We start from the raw sequence: 16,662 nt of genomic DNA, 5'->3' as shown, positions 1-16,662 counted from the left end.
GCCGTGTCTTTGATCACCACCCCCGGAGGGCGGCTCATGCCAGGTCGAGGTTCGGAGCCACGCGGATGAGCGCGGTCATCGAGATCGAGGGTCTGCGCAAGACCTTCAACAGCGTGCGCAACGGCCGACGGGTGGCGGTGGACGGGTTCGATCTGCTGGTCGAGGCGGGTCAGGTCCATGGTTTCCTGGGCCCGAACGGCTCCGGCAAGACGACCACACTGCGTGCGCTGCTCGGCCTGATTCGCGCCGACGGCGGTCAGATGAGGGTGTTCGGCGAGCCGTCGCCGGAGCTGCTGCCCCGGGTGGCCGGCCGGGTCGGCGCCATCGTGGAGAGCCCGCAGTTCTTCGGCAACTTCACCGGATATCGCACGCTGCGGCTGCTGGCCCGCGCGGGTGGGGTGCCGGTCTCACGGGTGGACGAGGCCCTGGACCTGGTGGGCCTGCGCGACCGGGGTGACGAGCGGGTCAAGGGCTACTCGCTGGGCATGAAGCAGCGTCTCGCGGTGGCGTCGGCACTGCTGAAGGACCCGCAGTTGCTCATCCTGGACGAGCCGGCCAACGGGCTGGACCCGGCGGGCATCCGGGAGATGCGGGACCTCATGCGGTCGCTGGCGGCGGGCGGGGTGACAGTGCTGGTGTCCAGTCACATCCTTGGCGAGATCCAGCTGATCTGCGACCACGTCACGATCATCTCGCGAGGGCGGCAGGTGGCGACAGGTCGCGTTGACGAGGTGCTGGCGGGCTACGACCGGCAGGAGTTCCTGGTGCGGGTGGCCGAGCCGGAACGCGCCGTCGACCTGTTGCGGGCGGCGGAGCTGGCGGCGGTCGTGGACGGCGAGGCGCTCGTGGTGAGCGGGGTGACCGACCCGACGATTGTCAGCCGGGTGCTCGGCGAGCAGGGGCTGTGGGTGGGCGAGCTGACGCCGCTGCGGCCGGATCTGGAGAGCGTCTTCCTGGAACTGACCGGCGCCGGGCATCCGTGGTTGCCCCGGCAGGTCGACGGCTCGGAGCTGCCGGCCGGCGCCGAGGGCGACGCGGTGATGGATCTCGACATGCGGGGAGTGGACTCGTGAACCTGGTCCGGGCCGAATTGGAGCGGCTGGCCGCGCGTCGCTTCGTGCAACTCATGGTCGTGCTGCTGGCGGTGGCGTTCGCCGTCACCGCGGCGACCACCCTGGCCGGCTCACACAAGCCGACCGCGAGCGAACTCAGCGCGGCGCAGTCGCGGGCCACCGAGGCACGGCAGGCCATGGAGAACCAGTTCCAGGAGTGCCTGGCCCGTAAGGACGGCAGGCTCCCGCCGAGCGACAACGATGGGTACTACCCCAGCGACTGCTCGGAGATCGACCCGACCCGGCAGGACCGGTTCCCGATCGCCGCCGACTTCCTGCCCGGGGTGTTCAGCTTCGCCAACCAGGCACAGCCGCTGCTGTACTTCCTCATCGCGTTCCTCGTGTTGTTCGGGTTCCTGGTCGGCGCCTCGTACATCGGCGCGGACCTGAACTCCGGTGGCGTGGTGAACCTGCTGCTGTGGCGACCGCGTCGGCTGACGGTGCTCGGCGCGAAACTCGGCACCCTGCTCGGCATGGTGCTGGCGTTGTCGGTGGTGGCGTCACTGTTCTACCTCGCCACGTTCTGGGTGATCGGGCAGAACGCCGGGCTGGCTGGGCGGCTGGACGGGGAGTTCTGGCGTTCGCTGGGCGCCATCCACGGTCGCGGCCTGGTGCTGGTGTTGCTGGCAAGCGCCCTGGGCTTCGCCATCGCGACGCTGGGCCGGCACACGTCGGCGGCGCTCGGCGCGGTCGCCGCGTACGCGGTGGTGTGGGAGTTGGGCGCCCGGGTGGTGCTGGCGATCGTGGACGCCCGGCGGCCGGACCTTCTGATGCTGTCCAGCCACATCGGGGCGTGGCTCACCGGCGAGTCGGAGTACTGGGATCCGCAGCTCTGCGCCCCCGACTCCGGCACCTGCGACGGCTTCTACACCCTGACGTGGAGGCCGGCGCTTGCGGTGCTGCTCGTGATCACGGGCGCGTTGACCATGGGGGCGTTCGCCGTGTTCCGTCGCCGCGACCTGATCTGAGGGCCTGTCGGGCCGCTCGCGCTGGGCGCGGGCGGCCCGATGGGCAGCGACAAGACCTTGCAGTGCGACGGCCAGCGGTGAAATATTCCTTCACATGACCACCGCAGAGGCCTCAGCCGACGGTGGAGCCGAACACCTCGTCGCGGACGGCGTCCAGCGCGGTGCGCAACGCGCCGCGCAGGATCGGCTCCTCGGTGAGCCCGGTGGGCACCACTCGCGGTCGGACCAGTGTGATCGCCGCGACCTCACGCTGCACCCGGTCGGCGAGCGCCTCCCCGCCGGCCTGGCCCACCTCGCCGGCGAGCACCACGAGCGGCGGGTCGAGCACCACACAGGTGCTTGCCACACCGAGCGCGAGCCGCCGGGCCAACTCGTCGAGCATCGGACCGCCGGCTGCGCCATCGGCGACTGCCGCGCGCACCGCCTCGGCGGCGTCCGCGCTCGGGTAGCCGTGCTCGCGGGCCACCGCGCGCACCGAGTCCGCGCCGATCACCTGCTGGAAGGCCGGCTTGGCGCGGCGGGACACGTCGCGCGGGATCGGCGCTCCGGGCACCGGCAGGTAGCCGATCTCGCCGGCCGCGCCGCTGCTGCCGTGGTGCAGCCGGCCACCCAGCATGATCGCGAGGCCGACGCCGGCGCCCACCCAGACAAGCACGAAGTCGCTCATCCCCTGCGCGGCACCGGACTGCGCCTCGGCCACCGCTGCCAGGTTGACGTCGTTCTCGAAGACGACAGGGGTGTGCAGGTCGTCGCGCAGCGCGGCGAGCAGACCACTGTGCCAGCGCGGCAGGTTGAAGGCGAACGTGATGTCGCCGGTGTGCGGGTCGACGAGGCCCGGGGTGCCGAGCACGACCCGTCGGACGCTGCTGAGCTGCGCCTGCGCGCTGCTCGCGGCCTGCACGACGGCATTGTGCACGACGCCCACCGGGTCGTCGGTGTCCCGCGTCGACTGCTCGACCCGGCCGATGACCGCGCCGGTGATGTCGGCGCACGCGGCCACCACCCGGTCCGGCCCGACGTCCACCCCGACCACGTGCGCACTGCCCGGACGGACGGCGTAGAGCTGGGCATTCGGCCCCCGACCGCCGGCCTGCTCGCCGACCCGGGCGACCAGGCCGCGCTCCTCCAGCCGTTCGACCAACTGGGAGGCGGTCACCTTGGACAGCCCGGTCAGCTCGCCGAGCCGGGCGCGGGTGAGCGGCCCGCGTTCGAGGAGCAGTTCGAGCGCCGCGCGGTCGTTGAGCGCCCGCAACAGGCGGGGGGTGCCGGGCAGGCGGGTCGCACTCATGCCACGTCCTCTAGTTTTAGTAAACTTTGCTAACTGTAAACCGACCTACGAGCGGGTAGTCGTAGCGTATCGGCCACCCGCAGGTGGAGCGCTCGGCCGACTCGGCAGGGAGATGACCACCGCCGGTACGACTTTTCGTACCCGTGGGGACCGAAGGGGGAAGATCACGTGGGGCTGGATCCAGGACTGCGCAGGCTCGCGCTGGGCACCTTGCTCGCCGCGTACCCGGGGCCGGTCCCGCCGGACTGGGCCGTCGAGTTGCTGGCCGACGGGCTGGCCGGGCACACCCTGTTCGGCACCAACGTGCACGATCCGGCTCAGGTGGCGGCCAGCACCGCCGCACTGCGCACCGGCCGACCGGACGCGCTGATCGCCATCGACGAGGAGGGCGGCGACGTGACCCGGCTGGCGCACGCCACCGGCAGCCCGTACCCCGGCAACGCCGCCCTCGGCGCGATCGGCGACGTGGCGCTCACCCGGCGGGTCTACCAGGCGATCGGCGCCGAGCTTGCCGCGCTCGGCATCACCGTCAACCTCGCCCCGACCGTGGACGTCAACAGCGCCGACGACAACCCGGTCATCGGCACCAGGTCGTTCGGCGCGGACCCGGTGCGGGTGGCCGCGCACGCGGCCGCCGCCGTCTCCGGGCTCCAGTCCGCGGGTGTCGCCGCCTGCGCCAAGCACTTTCCCGGCCACGGCGCCACAGTCACCGACTCGCACCACGAGCTGCCCACCGTGGACGTTCCGGTGGAGTTGCTGCGCCAGCGGGACCTGCCGCCGTTCGCCGCGGTCGTCGCTGCCGGGGCGCACGCCGTGATGACCGCGCACATCCGGGTGCCGGCGCTGACCGGCGACGGCCCGGCCACCTTCAGCCGGGCCGTCCTTGTCGACCTGCTTCGCCGCGAATACGGCTTCACCGGCGCCGTGATCACCGACGCGCTGGAGATGAAGGGCGCGGCGGTGGCCGCCGGTGGCGTCGGTCCGGCCGCGGTCCGGGCCCTGGCGGCCGGCGCCGACCTGCTCTGCATCGGCGCGAAGGTCGACGCCGCACTTGTCGAGCGGGTGGCCGCCGAGATCGTCGAGGCACTCACCGACGGCACGCTGGCGACCCCACGGGTCGAGGAGGCGGCCGGCCGCGCCGCCGCGCTCGCCGCCTGGACCCGGGCCGCCGGCGGCGCACCTGCGACGATCGACCCCGATCTGGGGTACGCGGCGGCGCGCCGGGCGGTCCACGTGGACGGTGTGCTCACCGGGCTGGACCGGCCGCTTGTGGTGCAGTTGCACACCGAGTCCACGATCGCCGAGGGTCGGGTGCCGTGGGGCCTCGGCCCGCACCTGGCCGGCGTGCAGGAGATCAAGGTGGTCGCCGCCGACACCGAGCCGGCGACGTTGCGCGGGCTTGCCGATGGCCGGTCGATCGTGCTGGTCGGGCGGCATCTGCACCGGCTGCCCGGCGGCGCGGAGCTGATCGCCGCCCTGGCCGCCGAGCACCCGGTGACAGTTGTGGAGATGGGCTGGCCGGCGCAGTGGCGTCCCGCCGGCGTACGCGCCTTCGTCACCACGTACGGCGCGAGTCACGCCAACGGCCGGGCGGCCGCGGAGGTTCTCGGCCTGGCCGGCTGAACCTCGGCGTCCTCTGTGGCGGGTTGTTCGCCGCCTACTGTTGAACACGTTCAAATGTTGGCCTACGCTGATGCCGTCATCAGTTGAACGTGTTCAAGGAAGGCCTCCGCATGGATACCAAGGTCTGGATGTACCTGATCTACCTGGCAGTGAGCGTCGGCCTGACCGTCTGGGTGGCCCGTGCGCTGGCCCGCAACGGGCAGGTCTTCCTGGAGGAGGTGTTCGCCGACGAGCGGCTCGCCCGCGCCGTCAACAGTCTGCTCGTGGTCGGGTTCTACCTGCTCAACCTCGGCTACGTGACGGTGTCCATGAAGCACCCCGACCCGGTGGACTCGACGAGCCAGGCGATGGAGGAGCTGTCGATGAAGATCGGCTTGGTGCTGCTCGTGCTCGGCGCGCTGCACTTCTTCAACGTCTTCGCACTGGGCCGGTACCGCCGGAATCGGCTCCGCCAGATGGCACCGCACCCGCCGCTCGCGCCGATAGGCAGGCTCCCGATGCAATACGCGGCCGCACCGCACCAGCCCGTACCGCACCAGCCCGTACCTCAGCCCGTCGGAGCGCCGCCCGTCGGACCACAGCAGGGCGGACCACAGCAGGGCGGGCCACAGCAGGGCGGCACCGGCCCGGGAACCAACCCCCAGGCCCGATGACCGTCACACCGGCCGGCGGTCCCGACCGGCCTCCGGACCCCACCGCGCACGGGGGTGGTGGGGTCCAGAGGTTCACCGTCCTGTTCGACGCGACGTGCCCACTGTGCCGGGCCGCCCGCCGATGGCTCGCGTCGCGCCCTCAGCTCGTACCCCTGGAGTTCGTGCCGGCCGGCTCGGCTGACGCCCGGCGGCGCTTCCCTGGCCTTGATCACGACGCTACGCTGCGTGATCTGACAGTGGTGGCCGACACCGGCGAGGTGTACGCGGGCGACGGTGCCTGGTTCGCCTGCCTCTGGGCGCTTGCCGACTATCGGTCCACTGCCGATCGGCTGTCCCGGCCGCACCTGTTGCCGCTCGCCAGGCAGGTGGTGGCCACTGCCTCGGCGATCCGGGAGCGGATTCGCGATCCGTTGGCCGAGCCGATGGACGACCTGGCGGGATACGGTGGCCCCGATGACCGAGCAGCCTGCGCCGACGACCACTGCGGGTGACCCTGCGACCGTCCGGGGAGAGCAGACCCGGCAGCTGATCCGGGACACCGCGATGCGGCTGTTCCGGGAGCGGGGCTACGCCCAGACCACCATGCGGGCCATCGCGCAGGAGGCCGGGGTGGCGGTGGGCAACGCCTACTACTACTTCGGCTCGAAGGACCACCTGATCCAGGAGTTCTACGCCCAGTCCCAGATCGAGCACCGAGCTGCCGCCCAACCGGTGCTCGACCGGGAGAACGCGTTCGCCGCCCGGCTCGCGGGCGTGCTGCACGCCGCCATCGACGTGCTGACCCCGTCGCACGAGTTCGCGGCCAGCTTCTTCAAGATGGCGGCGGAGCCCACGTCGCCGCTGAGCCCCTTCTCCGCGGAGTCCTCGGCCCCCCGGGAGGCGGCCATCGGGCTCTTCGCCGAGGTACTCAACGGCTCGACCGCAAAGGTCGATCCCGAGCTGCGCCCCCAACTGCCCGAGTTGCTCTGGCTGGCGTACATGGGCGTGGTCCTCTACTGGGTGCACGACAGGTCTCCCGGGCAGGCCAAGACCCGACAGTTGATCGACGGCGCCGTGCCGTTGATCGACCAACTGGTGGGGCTGTCCCGGCTTCGGGTGCTCCGCCCGGCGACGCGACAGGTGCTCGCCCTCATCCGCACGCTACGTCACTGACCGGGCCGACCGCCTCTTCAGGCTCCGCCGCAGGTCAAGTCCACAATTCGACACTCCGAGGCGACCGCTTACGCCTTGCACGACGCCTTGCCTATACGTAGCGTGATCGACACGGACCGGCCCGCAACGGCCGGTCGCCCGATACGGGGACCTGGGGGGAGGTTGCGGACCGTGGATCCGGCCCGGGATCCACGGTCCGCGCCCGGCGCCGCCCACGATCCTGATCAGCGTCCCGCTCAGCGCGGATAGACCCCGTACGCCCGCCAGCCCCGGTCCGGAAAGCCCGCCGCCTCCGCGACCCGCGCCGAGGCGGGGTTGTCCTTTCCGTGCAGGTAGGTCGGCACCGCCCCCTCGTCGAGCACCCGCCGTGCCGCCTGCGCCACCAGTCGACGTGCGAGGCCACGACCTCTGGCGGCCGGCACGGTGCCGACGGCCAACTCCTGCCCGTACGCGTCGTGCCGTTTGATCCCGGCCCCGGCCAGGTACGCGCCGTCCGCGTCCCGAACCACGAGCACCGGCCTGTCGAACAGCCGCAACCAGGGCGGCAGCCCGGGGGCTGCGGACTCGGTCCACTCCCCCACGTCGGGCAGCGGCGCGGGGTTGAGACTCCAACGGAACGGGCCGTCGTGCAGGCACCAGCCGGGCAGACCGACGGCTTCCGGTAGGGCCGCGAGCAGTCGGTCCGGCGTGCGCCCGAGCAGCGCTCGGATCGTCGCCACCCGATCCGGCGCGACGGACAGCACCCCGCTGCGCCCGGTGTCCACCGCGAGTGCCGGACGCAGCCGACCGTCCCAGGCCGGTCGGGTCCGCCGGTGCGAGGCGACCACGTGCAGCCCCGGAGCGGCAGGCCACTGGCCGAGCCAGGACGCCAGGTGCAGGTGGAGTCGCCGGTCGAGCATGCGTACCTCCCCGTCACCCCGGCCGTCGTGATCACGGTACGCCGGGCGACGCGACCGGGCGGATGATCCGCGAAGCGGCTTGCGGCGTGGGAACGCGGCCCGGAACCGATCACATCAATCGAACGTCATAGGTATTTCCATATCTGGACACCTTTGTTTGGGACGGTAAGGGCATGCCGATTCAGCCGAACGACCGCCACCTCCAGCACCCCGAGCGACAGTGGCGGGCAGCGGAGGCCGCGGGACGCTTCCCGGCCCAACCACGGCACCGGGTGCTGCGCACGACGGGCGGCCTGCCCTGGGCGGAGTTGGACTCGCTGCCGGTCGGCAGTTCCAGTCGGCACCGCCTCAACACCCACTGACCAGGTTCCACGCCCGGGCGCACGACACACCCGGGCCGTCCAGCGGTGGCTTTCGCACACCTGTCGGGTAATTTCTTGTGGTCCGTCATCCCGGCCACGACAGGAGAAGCTCCGCGCATGGGCAAGAAGACGATCCACGTCTCCGACTTCACCGGCACCGTTCTGCAGCAGGATGACGAGGTGGTCCGCGTCGTCGTCCTGGAGCACCCGGACCTGGTCGCCGGGCCTGTGCAGCTGGACGCCACCCCGGGTGAGGTGGAGAACATCGACGACGCGGCCCTCGACGTGGCCGTTGTCGAGATCCACGACCGGCACGGTGGCGGCGAGCCTCGGCGGGTGGTGCTCACCGCAAGCGAGTTCGACGCGATGGCCACCGACGTGCCGATGGCGCAGTTGCTGAAGACCGCCGAGCGGGTCCGCCCGCCCAAGGCCCGCAAGAGCGCCGAAAAGATCGACTACGGCACGCTTGAGCACGCCGGCAAGCCGCACCGGGGCCGGGTCACCGAGGAGGAGGCCCGGCTGGTGCGCGAGCACCTCGACGAGGTCAACAAGCGGCTCGCCGACGCGGGCGTGCGCCAGATCGACCCCGCCGACCCGGAGCACGCCCTGCGGTACGGCTTCCCCGACGTCTCCTGACCAGCCTGGTCAGGTGGCGTCGCCGCCCGCCGCCTGGACCACCGCGGCGAGGGCGGCGGTCAGGTCGACCTCGACGGCCGCCTTCTCCAGACCGAGGTCGGTGAGGACGCCCGCGCCGTCCTCCTGCTCCAGCAGGGCGAGCAGGATGTGCTCGGTGCCGATGTAGTTGTGCCCGAGGCGCAGCGCCTCCCGGAAGGTCAGCTCCAGCGCCTTCTTGCCCCGCGCGTCGTACGGGATGAGGTCCGGGACCTGCTCGGCCCGCGGCGGGAGGGCGGCGCCGACAACCTCGCGCACCGCCTCGGGAGTGACCCCACGAGCGGCCATCACCCTGGCGGCCAACGCGTCCGGCTCGGCGAGCAGGCCCAGCACCAGGTGCGCGGGGCCGATCTCGGCGTTGCCGCTGGCGCGGGCCTCCTCCTGGGAGGCCATCACCACATTGCGGGCACGAGGGGTGAACCGACCGAAGCCGTCGTTCGGGTCGAGCGGCGCGTCGGTCGCCTTCGGCACGAACCGCTTCTGGGCGGCCTGCTTGGTGACTCCCATGCTGCGGCCGATGTCGGTCCAGGAGGCGCCGGAGCGCCGCGCCTGGTCGACGAAGTGCCCGATCAGGTGGTCGGCGACCTCGCCGAGGTGATCGGCGGCGATCACCGCATCGGTCAGTTGGTCGAGCGCGTCGGGGTGCGCTTTCTTGATCGCCTGGATCAGGTCATCGAGCTTGACTGGGTTGCTCATCTGGAAAGGTTCCGTCATGCGTCAACCATAAGTTGACGCATGCCCATCGTCAACCCTTAGTTGACGATGGCCGCCCGTTCACACTGCTGTCTCGGCGTACTCCGGTAGGCGGCGGGCGACCTCGGCCGGAGAGGGCATGCGGCAGATCTCCTCCGCGATCTCGCGGGCAGCGTCGCGGTACGCCGCGTTGCCGTACTGCGGCAGCAGCGCGTGAACCTGCTCGGCGATGGCGTCCGCGGTCACCTCCCCCGGGGAGCAGCCGCAGACCGGCACCGGCGGCGGTTACCGCATCCGCGTTGGAGAACTGGTCGGCACCTGCGGCACCATCAACTGGGGTACCCCGGCCGCGAGCGCGCCGAGTGTGGTGTTGCTGCCCCCATGGTGCATCACCACGTCGGACGGGTCCGTCGATGCGTATACGGTGGGCTCCGATCAGGCACGGGGAGGGCGGTCATGCGGCTGCACGTGGGATGCGCGATGTGGACCCACCGGGCGTGGCAGGGGCACGTGCTGGCGCCCGCGGAGCGCCTACGGCACTACGCGAGCTGGTGCGACGCCGTCGAGGGAAACACCACGTTCTACGCCGTCCCCGCCCGGGACACGGTGGCGTCCTGGGCGGCGCAGACCGGTCCGGACTTCCGGTTCGTCCTCAAACTTCCCAAGGTCATCACGCACGAACGGCGGCTGACCGACGCCGAGGGACCGCTGCGCGCCTTCCTGGACGCCATCGAGCCGCTCGGCCCGCGCGCCCACGCGCTCTGGATCCAACTGCCCGGCTCGTTCGCTCCCGCCGACGTGCCGACCCTGGGCCGTTTCCTTGGTCAACTCCCCCGGTCCCACAGGTACGCCGTCGAGGTCCGCCACCCCGCCTTCTTCACCGACGCCCGCGCGACCCGGCTGCTGGAGGAGACTCTCGCCGCCACGGCCTCGGAGTGGATCCCCTTCGACACCACCGCCTTCTTCACCGACCCACCGACAAGCGACGCGGAGCGGGACGCCTGGACCAAGAAACCCCGCCTGCCGTTGCGGTCACGCGCGCTGACGGGCCACCCGATCGTCCGCTACCTCGGCCGCGACGACCTCACCCGTACGACCGAGGGGTGGCAGCGCTGGGTCGGTGTCGTCACCGACTGGCTGCGCGAGGGCCGCTCCCCGACGGTGTTCATCCACACCCCGGACAACGTCGACGCGCCGGTGCTCGCCCGCCGCTTTCACGACGCGGTACGAGCACGCGTACCCGGACTCGACGCGCTGCCCGAGCCGATCCCGGTCGAACCCCTGACGCTGTTCTGACCCGCGACGCTCACCGCTGCTCGTCGAGCAGTTCGTCGAGGTGGGCCGCCGTGCTGATCAGCGAGAGGTGGCTGAACGCCTGCGGAAAGTTGCCGATCTGCTCACCGGTCGGGGCGATCTCCTCGGAGTAGAGGCCGAGCGGGCTGCTGTAGGTGAGCATCTTCTCGAACGTCAGCCGGGCGTCGTCGAGCCGGCCCGCCTGGGCGAGGGCCTGGACGTACCAGAAGGTGCACATGTTGAACGTGCCCTCGGTGCCGGCGAGGCCGTCCGGCGAGGCGTTCGGGTCGTAGCGGTAGACCAGGCTGTCGGAGACGAGTTCGGCGTCCATGGCGCGCAGCGTCGACTCCCACATCGGGTCGGTGGGTGAGATGAAGCCGAGCCCGGGCATCGCGAGGAGCGAGGCGTCCAGGATGTCGGTGCGGTAGTGCTGCACGAAAGCGCCACGACCAGGGTGGAACCCACGCGCCATGACCTGCTCGTAGATGGCGTCTCGTTCTGCCGTCCAGCGGGCCGTGTCGCCGGGGCGACCTCGACGCCGTGCGAGACGGATGGCACGGTCGAGCGCCACCCAGGACAGCACCCGCCCGTACGTGAAGTCCTGCCGACCGGAGCGGGTCTCCCAGATGCCGTCCTCGGGTTGGTCCCAGTGCTCGCAGAGCCAGTCCATCAACCCTGCCGTCTTCCGCCACCCCTCGTGCGGCGCGATCAGGCCGTGCCGGTCGGCGAGTTCGAGGGAGTTGAGCGCCTCGCCGTAGATGTCGAGTTGCAACTGGCCCGCCGCGCCGTTGCCGATGCGTACCGGCGCGGAGCCGCGATACCCCTCCAGGTGATCCAGCACCTCCTCGGGCAAGTCGGGTGAGCCGTCGATCCGGTACATGATCTGCAGCGGCAGGTCGCCGTCCCGGGCGTCGCGGATACGCGCGTCGAGCCAGTACAGGTATTTGCTGGCCTCGTCGGTGAAGCCCAGGCGCAGCAGCGCGTGCACCGAAAACGACGCGTCGCGGATCCAGGTGTAGCGGTAGTCCCAGTTGCGCTGCCCGCCGATCTGCTCCGGCAACCCCGTGGTCGGCGCGGCGACCAGGGCTCCGGTCGGCGCGTACGTCATCAGCTTGAGCGTCATGGCCGAGCGCTCGACCATCTCCCGCCAGCGGCCGGTGTAGTGCGACCGGCTCACCCACCGCCGCCAGTAGTCGCGGGTCTCGGCGAGCAGCTCGCAGGCCTCCTCGGTGCTGATCGCGCGGGGCGCGTGCGGGCAGGCCGTCTCCAGGACCACCCCGGCGACCTCGCCCGCGTGCAGCTCGTAGCTCACCGAGACGCCGTCCGGACCACGACGGATGTCGCGCGAGTCGACGAGCCGCTTCGCGTTCCTGAAGGGGGTGAGGGTGAGGCTCAGGGTCGCGCTACGGAAGACGTCACCCTCCGGGTGGACCTCCAGCTCGTAGTCGTCGCGCCCGTAGTTGAAGCGCGGCTGGCAGGCGAAGCGGAACCGCATGCTCCCGCGCACCATGCGGACCAACCGGATCAGCCGGTGCTGGTCAGTGGCCTGCTCACCGGTGACGGGCATGAAGTCGAGCACCTCCCCCACACCGTCGGCGCTGTGGAAGCGGGTGATCAGGATCGGCGTACCGGGCAGGTAGAGCTGTTTGCTCGCGTACTCGATCCCGTCGGGCGAGAGCTGGAACTGACCACCCTTGCGGCGGTCCAGCAGTGCCGCGAAGATGCTCGGCGAGTCGAAGCGGGGCGCGCAGAACCAGTCGATCGTGCCGTCCTTGCTGATCAGCGCCGCGGTCTGCAGGTCACCGATCAGGCCGTGCTCCTCCAACCCCGGGTAGGTCGTCTCCATACGGCTCCCGCCCACTCGTCGGCTGCTGGCCGCGACTACCCGGGAAACCGCCCACTTAACGGCGGACATCGGGCCTCGTGGTCGAGGCCCGGGACTACTCGCACGTCAAGGAGGGCCACCACCTCCCACCGGAGGGCCTGTTCGACTGACGTGGCCGAGCCCCGTTCACTTGTGCTGCTCCCAACCCACCGCGGCGCGCACCATGGCGGCGGCGCGTTCGGTTTCCACCCCGCTGGAGACGAGCAGGTCGTGCGCGGCCGTCCGGAACTCCCCCACCGCGATCAACCCCGAATAGCCCAACCGGTGCACGTGCGGGCCGCTCGTGGTCCGTGAGCTTGCGCCCTGCGCCCGCCCGACCAACTCGACGCCCTTCAGGATCTGCGCACGTACCTCACGCGGTTCGCAACCGGCACGGATCGACCAGCGCAGGGTCAGCAGAGCGGCGGCCAGCAGGTCGACGGCAGCGGGGAACTCCTCGGGTATCGGCTCGTCGTCCTTGAGGGCTGTGGCGAGTCGCCGCGCCAGGGACCGGGTGCTGTAGATGGAGCGTTCCAGATGCCTGATCGACTCCCCGTAGAAGGCCTGCGCGCGGCGCTCGCGCCGCCGCAGGGGCGCGAGCCGCACCACCTCGTCGGCAGCGGCGAGCCCTTCGTTGAGCGCGACGACCGGGGCCCCGAGTTTGCGTAACTCGCGCAGCCCGCGCTCGGCCTGGCCGAGATCGCGGGTGCGCATCGCTGCGGACACGATGTGCAGGGCAGAGGCCGCCGGGTAGATCACGGGCTCGGTCAGCCGCAGGAGCGTCCGCTGCGGGTGGATGGGCACCAGCAGCAGCCCCACCCCGAGCCCGACCAACCCGCCGACCGCGGCGTCGACGAAACGGGGAACTGACAGTTCCTGTACGGGAGGCTCCAGGGTGGCGATGAGCACCGCCGTGCCGCCGGCCTGGGTGATCAGGGAACCACCACCCTTGAGCAGGATGGCCACGATGATCGCCAGCACGACGACCACACCTGTCTGCCAGGGCCCGATGCCGAAGAACGGCATGAGCGTGTCGCCGACGGCGAGTCCCAGGGTCACCCCGGCCAGCAGCTCGACGGTGCGGCGCAGGCGTGACCCCATCGAGGCGGCCACGATGCCGACCGCGGTGGTCGGCGCGACGATCGGCGATGACTCGCCCAGGAAGTGGTACGCCACGAACCAGGCGATCGACGCCGCGAAGCCCGCCTGCAGGGCGAGCAGCCCGTACAGGCGCAGCCGATAGAGCCGGGCGTTCGCCGCACTCTTTCCCCACTTCCGCAGGTCGGCAAGCTTGCGGTGCACCCGGTCGTGCACGCGCGGTGCCGGGTCGCGTTCGGCTGCCGGCTCCTGGTTGGCGGGCACGCGCGGCGCTTACCCACCGCACGCGAAACTATCCGCACGTCCCGCAGCGGGTGGAAAAGGACGTGGGGGCACCCACCGCCGGAATCGACGGCAGGTGCCCCCACAACCGGGGCGGAGATCAGCTCACGGAGCTGTTCCCCCCGGGCTGCACCACGCCGTTCACGGTGAGCTGGTACGGCGCGTACTGCGTGACCTGCTCGGTCGGGTCGTCGTAGGCGATCACGGCGACGACCGTCGGGAACGCGTCCAGCACGGCCAACTCCAGCGGGCCGATCGTGACCTCGGACTTGCCGTTGCGCTCGAACTGCCAGGCGATCGAGTGCTTCTCGTCGATGCCGATGAGCCGCAGGTTCCAGTTCTTGACCTGGGTCGGCCGGATCTCGGTGGGCGAGTCGAACGGCGCCAGGCTGGAGCCGTCACTGATCGTCTTCCCGCCGAGGGTGATGTCGTCGAGCAGCAGACCGCCCTCGTTGACGCCGCCGTCACTGACGTAACGGAAGCCGAGCAGCACGGTCTTTCCGGCGTACGCCGACAGGTCGTACGAGCGCGACTCGAAGCCGGTCGTCGTGCCGTTGAGCGCCGGCCCGAGCGGACCCTCGACCGTGTGGTCACCGGGGATCGCCGTGTACGTGGCGCCGCCGTCGGTCGACACGGTCACGTAGCCGTAGTCGAAGCCGAACTCGGCGCCGTACTTGGCGAGGAACCGCAGCGTCGGGTCAGCGGTCGGCACCTCGACGGAGGTGACAGCCGCCGAGTCGAGGCTGTTGGCGTTGCCGGAGAACAGGACGGCGTTGCCCGGTCGGTCCGGGTCCTGGGTGGTGCTCGTCCACGCCAGCGGGAGCGCCGGGAGGGTCTTGGCGCCCTTGAACTTCACCGACCGCAGGTCACGGCCGCTGAACCACTTGCCCTTGGCCGCGCCGAGCTGCACGTAGTCGGCCCCGTTCGGGGCGACGCCCGGCGTGCCGTTGGCGGTCGTGCTGGCCAGGTTGACGGTGGAGCGCAGGCTCGGCGTGGTGACCCGGCTCTTGGCGACACCGAGGGTGATTCCGAGCCGGGAGTCCCCGACGATCTTGTCGAGCAGCGTCATCGACTGGAAGTCGTGGATGACCTGGTAGACGTCGTGGACCCCGACCGTCTCCAACTCGGCGTCGAGGCTCGCGATGCCCTGCCGCTCGCCGTCGCGGTGCAGCCGGGACATGAAGGCGGCGCCGTAGCGGTCGTACAGGAACATCATCATCGAGTACGCGTTGCCGTAGTCGGCGAGTACCGCGTTCGGGTTGGGGCTCTCGTCCCACAGGGTCAGGGAGTTCTCGGGCCCTCCGCAGTCGCGCGGGTTGGTGTTGTACGGCGTCTGCACGGAGCCGAAGCCCTGGTAGCAGTAGAGGTGGCTCTCCGCGCCCCGGTCGAAGACAGTCGCCTTCGAGTTGCTGTAACCGGTCAGCGACATGGCGAAGTCGGAGAGGCCCTCGTTGATCCAGTTACCCTCGAACGGGTCGGTGTAGTAGTGCGCGAGGTGCTGCCACTCGTGCGCGAAGGTGCCCTCGTAGCTGTTCGGCCGGGCGCCGCGACTGGTGCAGAGGTCGTTGGTCGGCTCGTCCGGCGGGTTCGCCGTCATCCGGTGCAGCCAGTCGAACGCGTCGACGGTCATCACGTTCCGGTCGAGCAGCTCGTTGAACTGCGCCGAGAAGAAGCCTGCGATGTAGGTCGGCGCCTCGGGGAACGTGTAGTAGTTGTCGTCCCGCACGTTGTCCACAAGGGTGACGGTCTTGTTGCCCGCACCCGTGTAGACCCCGCCCTTGCCGTCGGCGTCCGGCCCGATCTGGGCGTTCGTGCCGTCGCGGTCCGGTGGGGTGCTGAAGGCGTTGGTCTCCTTCGGGTACATGTTGTTGTCGAACTCGTCGACGAGGTGCTGCACCTGCGCGTCGGTGATCTGCGTCGAGGACGGCACCTGGGCGCGGCAGTCGCCGGCCGGGAACGCCAGGTCGTTGGCGACCCAGACCTCGATGTGCTCGCCGACGGCCCGCAGCGTGTAGTCCTTGCGGTAGACGGTGCCCTGGACGTCGTCGAGCCCGAGCCACTGGCGAACGGTGCCGACGGCCGGCGTCTCGGCGGCCTGCTGGGCCTGCCTGCGCGCGGCCGCGCGCGGCTGGTAGCGGGACGGCGTCTGGATCGGCTGTCCGTCGAGCGTGAAGTCCTTGCGGGTGAGTTCACGCATGTCGCTCGGCTGGCTGGCCTTCGCCGTGCTGGTTTCCGCCGCCGCCGGGGACATCGTGGCCACGACGGACAGGGCCGGTAGGACGAGGGTAGCGGCGACCACCCCAGCGATGCGGGTGCGTGCCATGGAGCCTCCTTCGGGTGTCTTACCCGGTTTCCGCGAGATCGGCCGGGGTGCCAGCCGCTCACGTTGATCGTTTGGGACCGACGACACGGTAGCCCCAGGCAACCAACTTACCGGCGGGTCCGAAAGTGATACATGCCACTACGCCGAGGCATTCCCCGATCGAGGTATGTATGCATACCGACCTCGTGTACCACTGTGGACGAATCAGCCCAACGGTGTCACGACAGGTCCTGGGCAGGGGCGCTGTCTCTGCGCCCCGGACAGCTGATCTCGGCTCTGCGTGCGGCGGGGGGGGGGGGGGGGGGGCCCCGCCCCCCCCCCCCCCCGCGCAAAAACCCCCCCCCCCCCCCGCCCCCCCCGGGGGGGGGGGCGGGGGGTGC

At 70.9% G+C, this 16,662-nt stretch carries 16 protein-coding genes; 9 read left to right on the top strand and 7 right to left on the bottom strand.

Going from position 1 to position 16,662, the window contains the following annotated elements; genetic code table 11:
• The first annotated feature begins 65 nt into the window (after positions 1-65).
• Entirely contained in the window at positions 66-1,073 is a 1,008-nt protein-coding gene (locus ACFY2Q_RS12980) for an ABC transporter ATP-binding protein (protein WP_387129813.1), read from the top strand.
• The gene (locus ACFY2Q_RS12975; RefSeq protein ID WP_387129811.1) at positions 1,070-2,080 is read left to right on the top strand and encodes an ABC transporter permease subunit; all 1,011 of its coding nucleotides are present in this window, start codon (positions 1,070-1,072) and stop codon (positions 2,078-2,080) included. Before ACFY2Q_RS12980 ends, ACFY2Q_RS12975 begins: the two co-directional genes overlap by 4 nt.
• Before the next feature lie 112 nt (positions 2,081-2,192).
• Here ACFY2Q_RS12975 and ACFY2Q_RS12970 read toward each other — a convergent pair whose 3' ends face one another.
• Positions 2,193-3,368: an ROK family protein gene (locus ACFY2Q_RS12970; protein WP_387129810.1), complete on the bottom strand. Its 1,176-nt coding sequence runs from the start codon at positions 3,366-3,368 to the stop codon at positions 2,193-2,195.
• Positions 3,369-3,536: 168 nt separating this feature from the next.
• Here ACFY2Q_RS12970 and ACFY2Q_RS12965 point away from each other — a divergent pair, with 168 nt between their 5' ends.
• From ACFY2Q_RS12965 to ACFY2Q_RS12950, 4 genes are all read left to right on the top strand, one after another.
• A complete protein-coding gene (locus ACFY2Q_RS12965) occupies positions 3,537-4,991 on the top strand; it encodes a glycoside hydrolase family 3 N-terminal domain-containing protein (protein WP_387129809.1) in 1,455 nt (484 codons plus the stop codon).
• Between the two features lie 110 nt (positions 4,992-5,101).
• Positions 5,102-5,644, top strand: a complete 543-nt coding sequence (locus tag ACFY2Q_RS12960) for a hypothetical protein (protein WP_387129807.1) — start codon at positions 5,102-5,104, stop codon at positions 5,642-5,644.
• A complete protein-coding gene (locus ACFY2Q_RS12955; RefSeq protein WP_387129805.1) occupies positions 5,641-6,135 on the top strand; it encodes a thiol-disulfide oxidoreductase DCC family protein in 495 nt (164 codons plus the stop codon). The genes ACFY2Q_RS12960 and ACFY2Q_RS12955 overlap by 4 nt, the downstream gene beginning before the upstream one ends.
• Entirely contained in the window at positions 6,098-6,796 is a 699-nt protein-coding gene (locus tag ACFY2Q_RS12950) for a TetR family transcriptional regulator (protein ID WP_387129804.1), read from the top strand. The genes ACFY2Q_RS12955 and ACFY2Q_RS12950 overlap by 38 nt, the downstream gene beginning before the upstream one ends.
• 236 nt (positions 6,797-7,032) lie before the next feature.
• Here ACFY2Q_RS12950 and ACFY2Q_RS12945 read toward each other — a convergent pair whose 3' ends face one another.
• Positions 7,033-7,695, bottom strand: a complete 663-nt coding sequence (locus ACFY2Q_RS12945; protein WP_387129802.1) for a GNAT family N-acetyltransferase — start codon at positions 7,693-7,695, stop codon at positions 7,033-7,035.
• 173 nt (positions 7,696-7,868) lie between these two features.
• Between ACFY2Q_RS12945 and ACFY2Q_RS12940 the strand changes: the two genes are divergently transcribed.
• Together ACFY2Q_RS12940 and ACFY2Q_RS12935 are read left to right on the top strand one after the other, a co-directional pair.
• On the top strand, positions 7,869-8,057 hold the full coding sequence (locus tag ACFY2Q_RS12940; protein WP_387129801.1) for a DNA repair protein: 189 nt from the start codon (positions 7,869-7,871) through the stop codon (positions 8,055-8,057).
• A gap of 117 nt (positions 8,058-8,174) precedes the next feature.
• On the top strand, positions 8,175-8,693 hold the full coding sequence (locus tag ACFY2Q_RS12935; protein ID WP_053657601.1) for a hypothetical protein: 519 nt from the start codon (positions 8,175-8,177) through the stop codon (positions 8,691-8,693).
• A 9-nt stretch (positions 8,694-8,702) separates the two neighbouring features.
• On the opposite strand, the gene ACFY2Q_RS12930 is transcribed toward ACFY2Q_RS12935, so the two are convergent.
• Together ACFY2Q_RS12930 and ACFY2Q_RS12925 are read right to left on the bottom strand one after the other, a co-directional pair.
• The gene (locus ACFY2Q_RS12930; RefSeq protein ID WP_387129800.1) at positions 8,703-9,443 is read right to left on the bottom strand and encodes a Clp protease N-terminal domain-containing protein; all 741 of its coding nucleotides are present in this window, start codon (positions 9,441-9,443) and stop codon (positions 8,703-8,705) included.
• Between the two features lie 60 nt (positions 9,444-9,503).
• Positions 9,504-9,668 carry a hypothetical protein gene (locus ACFY2Q_RS12925; RefSeq protein WP_387129799.1) on the bottom strand — a complete coding sequence of 55 codons (165 nt, stop codon included), beginning with the start codon at positions 9,666-9,668 and terminating at the stop codon, positions 9,504-9,506.
• Between the two features lie 234 nt (positions 9,669-9,902).
• On the opposite strand from ACFY2Q_RS12925, the gene ACFY2Q_RS12920 reads away from it, so the two are divergent.
• Positions 9,903-10,718, top strand: coding sequence for a DUF72 domain-containing protein (locus tag ACFY2Q_RS12920; RefSeq protein ID WP_387130348.1), 816 nt, complete (start codon positions 9,903-9,905; stop codon positions 10,716-10,718).
• A gap of 10 nt (positions 10,719-10,728) precedes the next feature.
• Here ACFY2Q_RS12920 and ACFY2Q_RS12915 read toward each other — a convergent pair whose 3' ends face one another.
• The 3 genes from ACFY2Q_RS12915 to ACFY2Q_RS12905 all read right to left on the bottom strand — a co-directional run bounded on the left by ACFY2Q_RS12915 (position 10,729) and on the right by ACFY2Q_RS12905 (position 16,282).
• The gene (locus ACFY2Q_RS12915) at positions 10,729-12,561 is read right to left on the bottom strand and encodes a glycoside hydrolase family 15 protein (protein ID WP_387129797.1); all 1,833 of its coding nucleotides are present in this window, start codon (positions 12,559-12,561) and stop codon (positions 10,729-10,731) included.
• Between the two features lie 165 nt (positions 12,562-12,726).
• Entirely contained in the window at positions 12,727-13,941 is a 1,215-nt protein-coding gene (locus ACFY2Q_RS12910) for an aromatic acid exporter family protein (RefSeq protein WP_387129796.1), read from the bottom strand.
• A 118-nt stretch (positions 13,942-14,059) separates the two neighbouring features.
• The gene (locus ACFY2Q_RS12905; RefSeq protein WP_387129793.1) at positions 14,060-16,282 is read right to left on the bottom strand and encodes a peptidase M6 immune inhibitor A; all 2,223 of its coding nucleotides are present in this window, start codon (positions 16,280-16,282) and stop codon (positions 14,060-14,062) included.
• Between the last annotated feature and the right edge of the window lie 380 nt (positions 16,283-16,662).

The sequence above is a fragment of the Micromonospora sp. NPDC000316 genome, assembly GCF_042898885.1.
Lineage (GTDB): Bacteria > Actinomycetota > Actinomycetes > Mycobacteriales > Micromonosporaceae > Micromonospora.
Note: the sequence above shows the minus strand (reverse complement) of the source record. Positions and strands in the feature narration are given on the sequence as shown.

Excerpts from the sequence above, each read along its gene's own strand:
- ACFY2Q_RS12955 (WP_387129805.1), top strand. The coding sequence starts at position 5,641 with ATGACCGTCACACCGGCCGGCGGTCCCGACCGGCCTCCGGACCCCACC.
- ACFY2Q_RS12905 (WP_387129793.1), bottom strand. The coding sequence starts at position 16,282 with ATGGCACGCACCCGCATCGCTGGGGTGGTCGCCGCTACCCTCGTCCTA.
- ACFY2Q_RS12930 (WP_387129800.1), bottom strand. The coding sequence starts at position 9,443 with ATGACGGAACCTTTCCAGATGAGCAACCCAGTCAAGCTCGATGACCTG.
- ACFY2Q_RS12950 (WP_387129804.1), top strand. The coding sequence starts at position 6,098 with ATGACCGAGCAGCCTGCGCCGACGACCACTGCGGGTGACCCTGCGACC.
- ACFY2Q_RS12935 (WP_053657601.1), top strand. The coding sequence starts at position 8,175 with ATGGGCAAGAAGACGATCCACGTCTCCGACTTCACCGGCACCGTTCTG.
- ACFY2Q_RS12940 (WP_387129801.1), top strand. The coding sequence starts at position 7,869 with ATGCCGATTCAGCCGAACGACCGCCACCTCCAGCACCCCGAGCGACAG.
- ACFY2Q_RS12920 (WP_387130348.1), top strand. The coding sequence starts at position 9,903 with ATGTGGACCCACCGGGCGTGGCAGGGGCACGTGCTGGCGCCCGCGGAG.
- ACFY2Q_RS12945 (WP_387129802.1), bottom strand. The coding sequence starts at position 7,695 with ATGCTCGACCGGCGACTCCACCTGCACCTGGCGTCCTGGCTCGGCCAG.
- ACFY2Q_RS12960 (WP_387129807.1), top strand. The coding sequence starts at position 5,102 with ATGGATACCAAGGTCTGGATGTACCTGATCTACCTGGCAGTGAGCGTC.
- ACFY2Q_RS12915 (WP_387129797.1), bottom strand. The coding sequence starts at position 12,561 with ATGGAGACGACCTACCCGGGGTTGGAGGAGCACGGCCTGATCGGTGAC.
- ACFY2Q_RS12980 (WP_387129813.1), top strand. The coding sequence starts at position 66 with ATGAGCGCGGTCATCGAGATCGAGGGTCTGCGCAAGACCTTCAACAGC.
- ACFY2Q_RS12970 (WP_387129810.1), bottom strand. The coding sequence starts at position 3,368 with ATGAGTGCGACCCGCCTGCCCGGCACCCCCCGCCTGTTGCGGGCGCTC.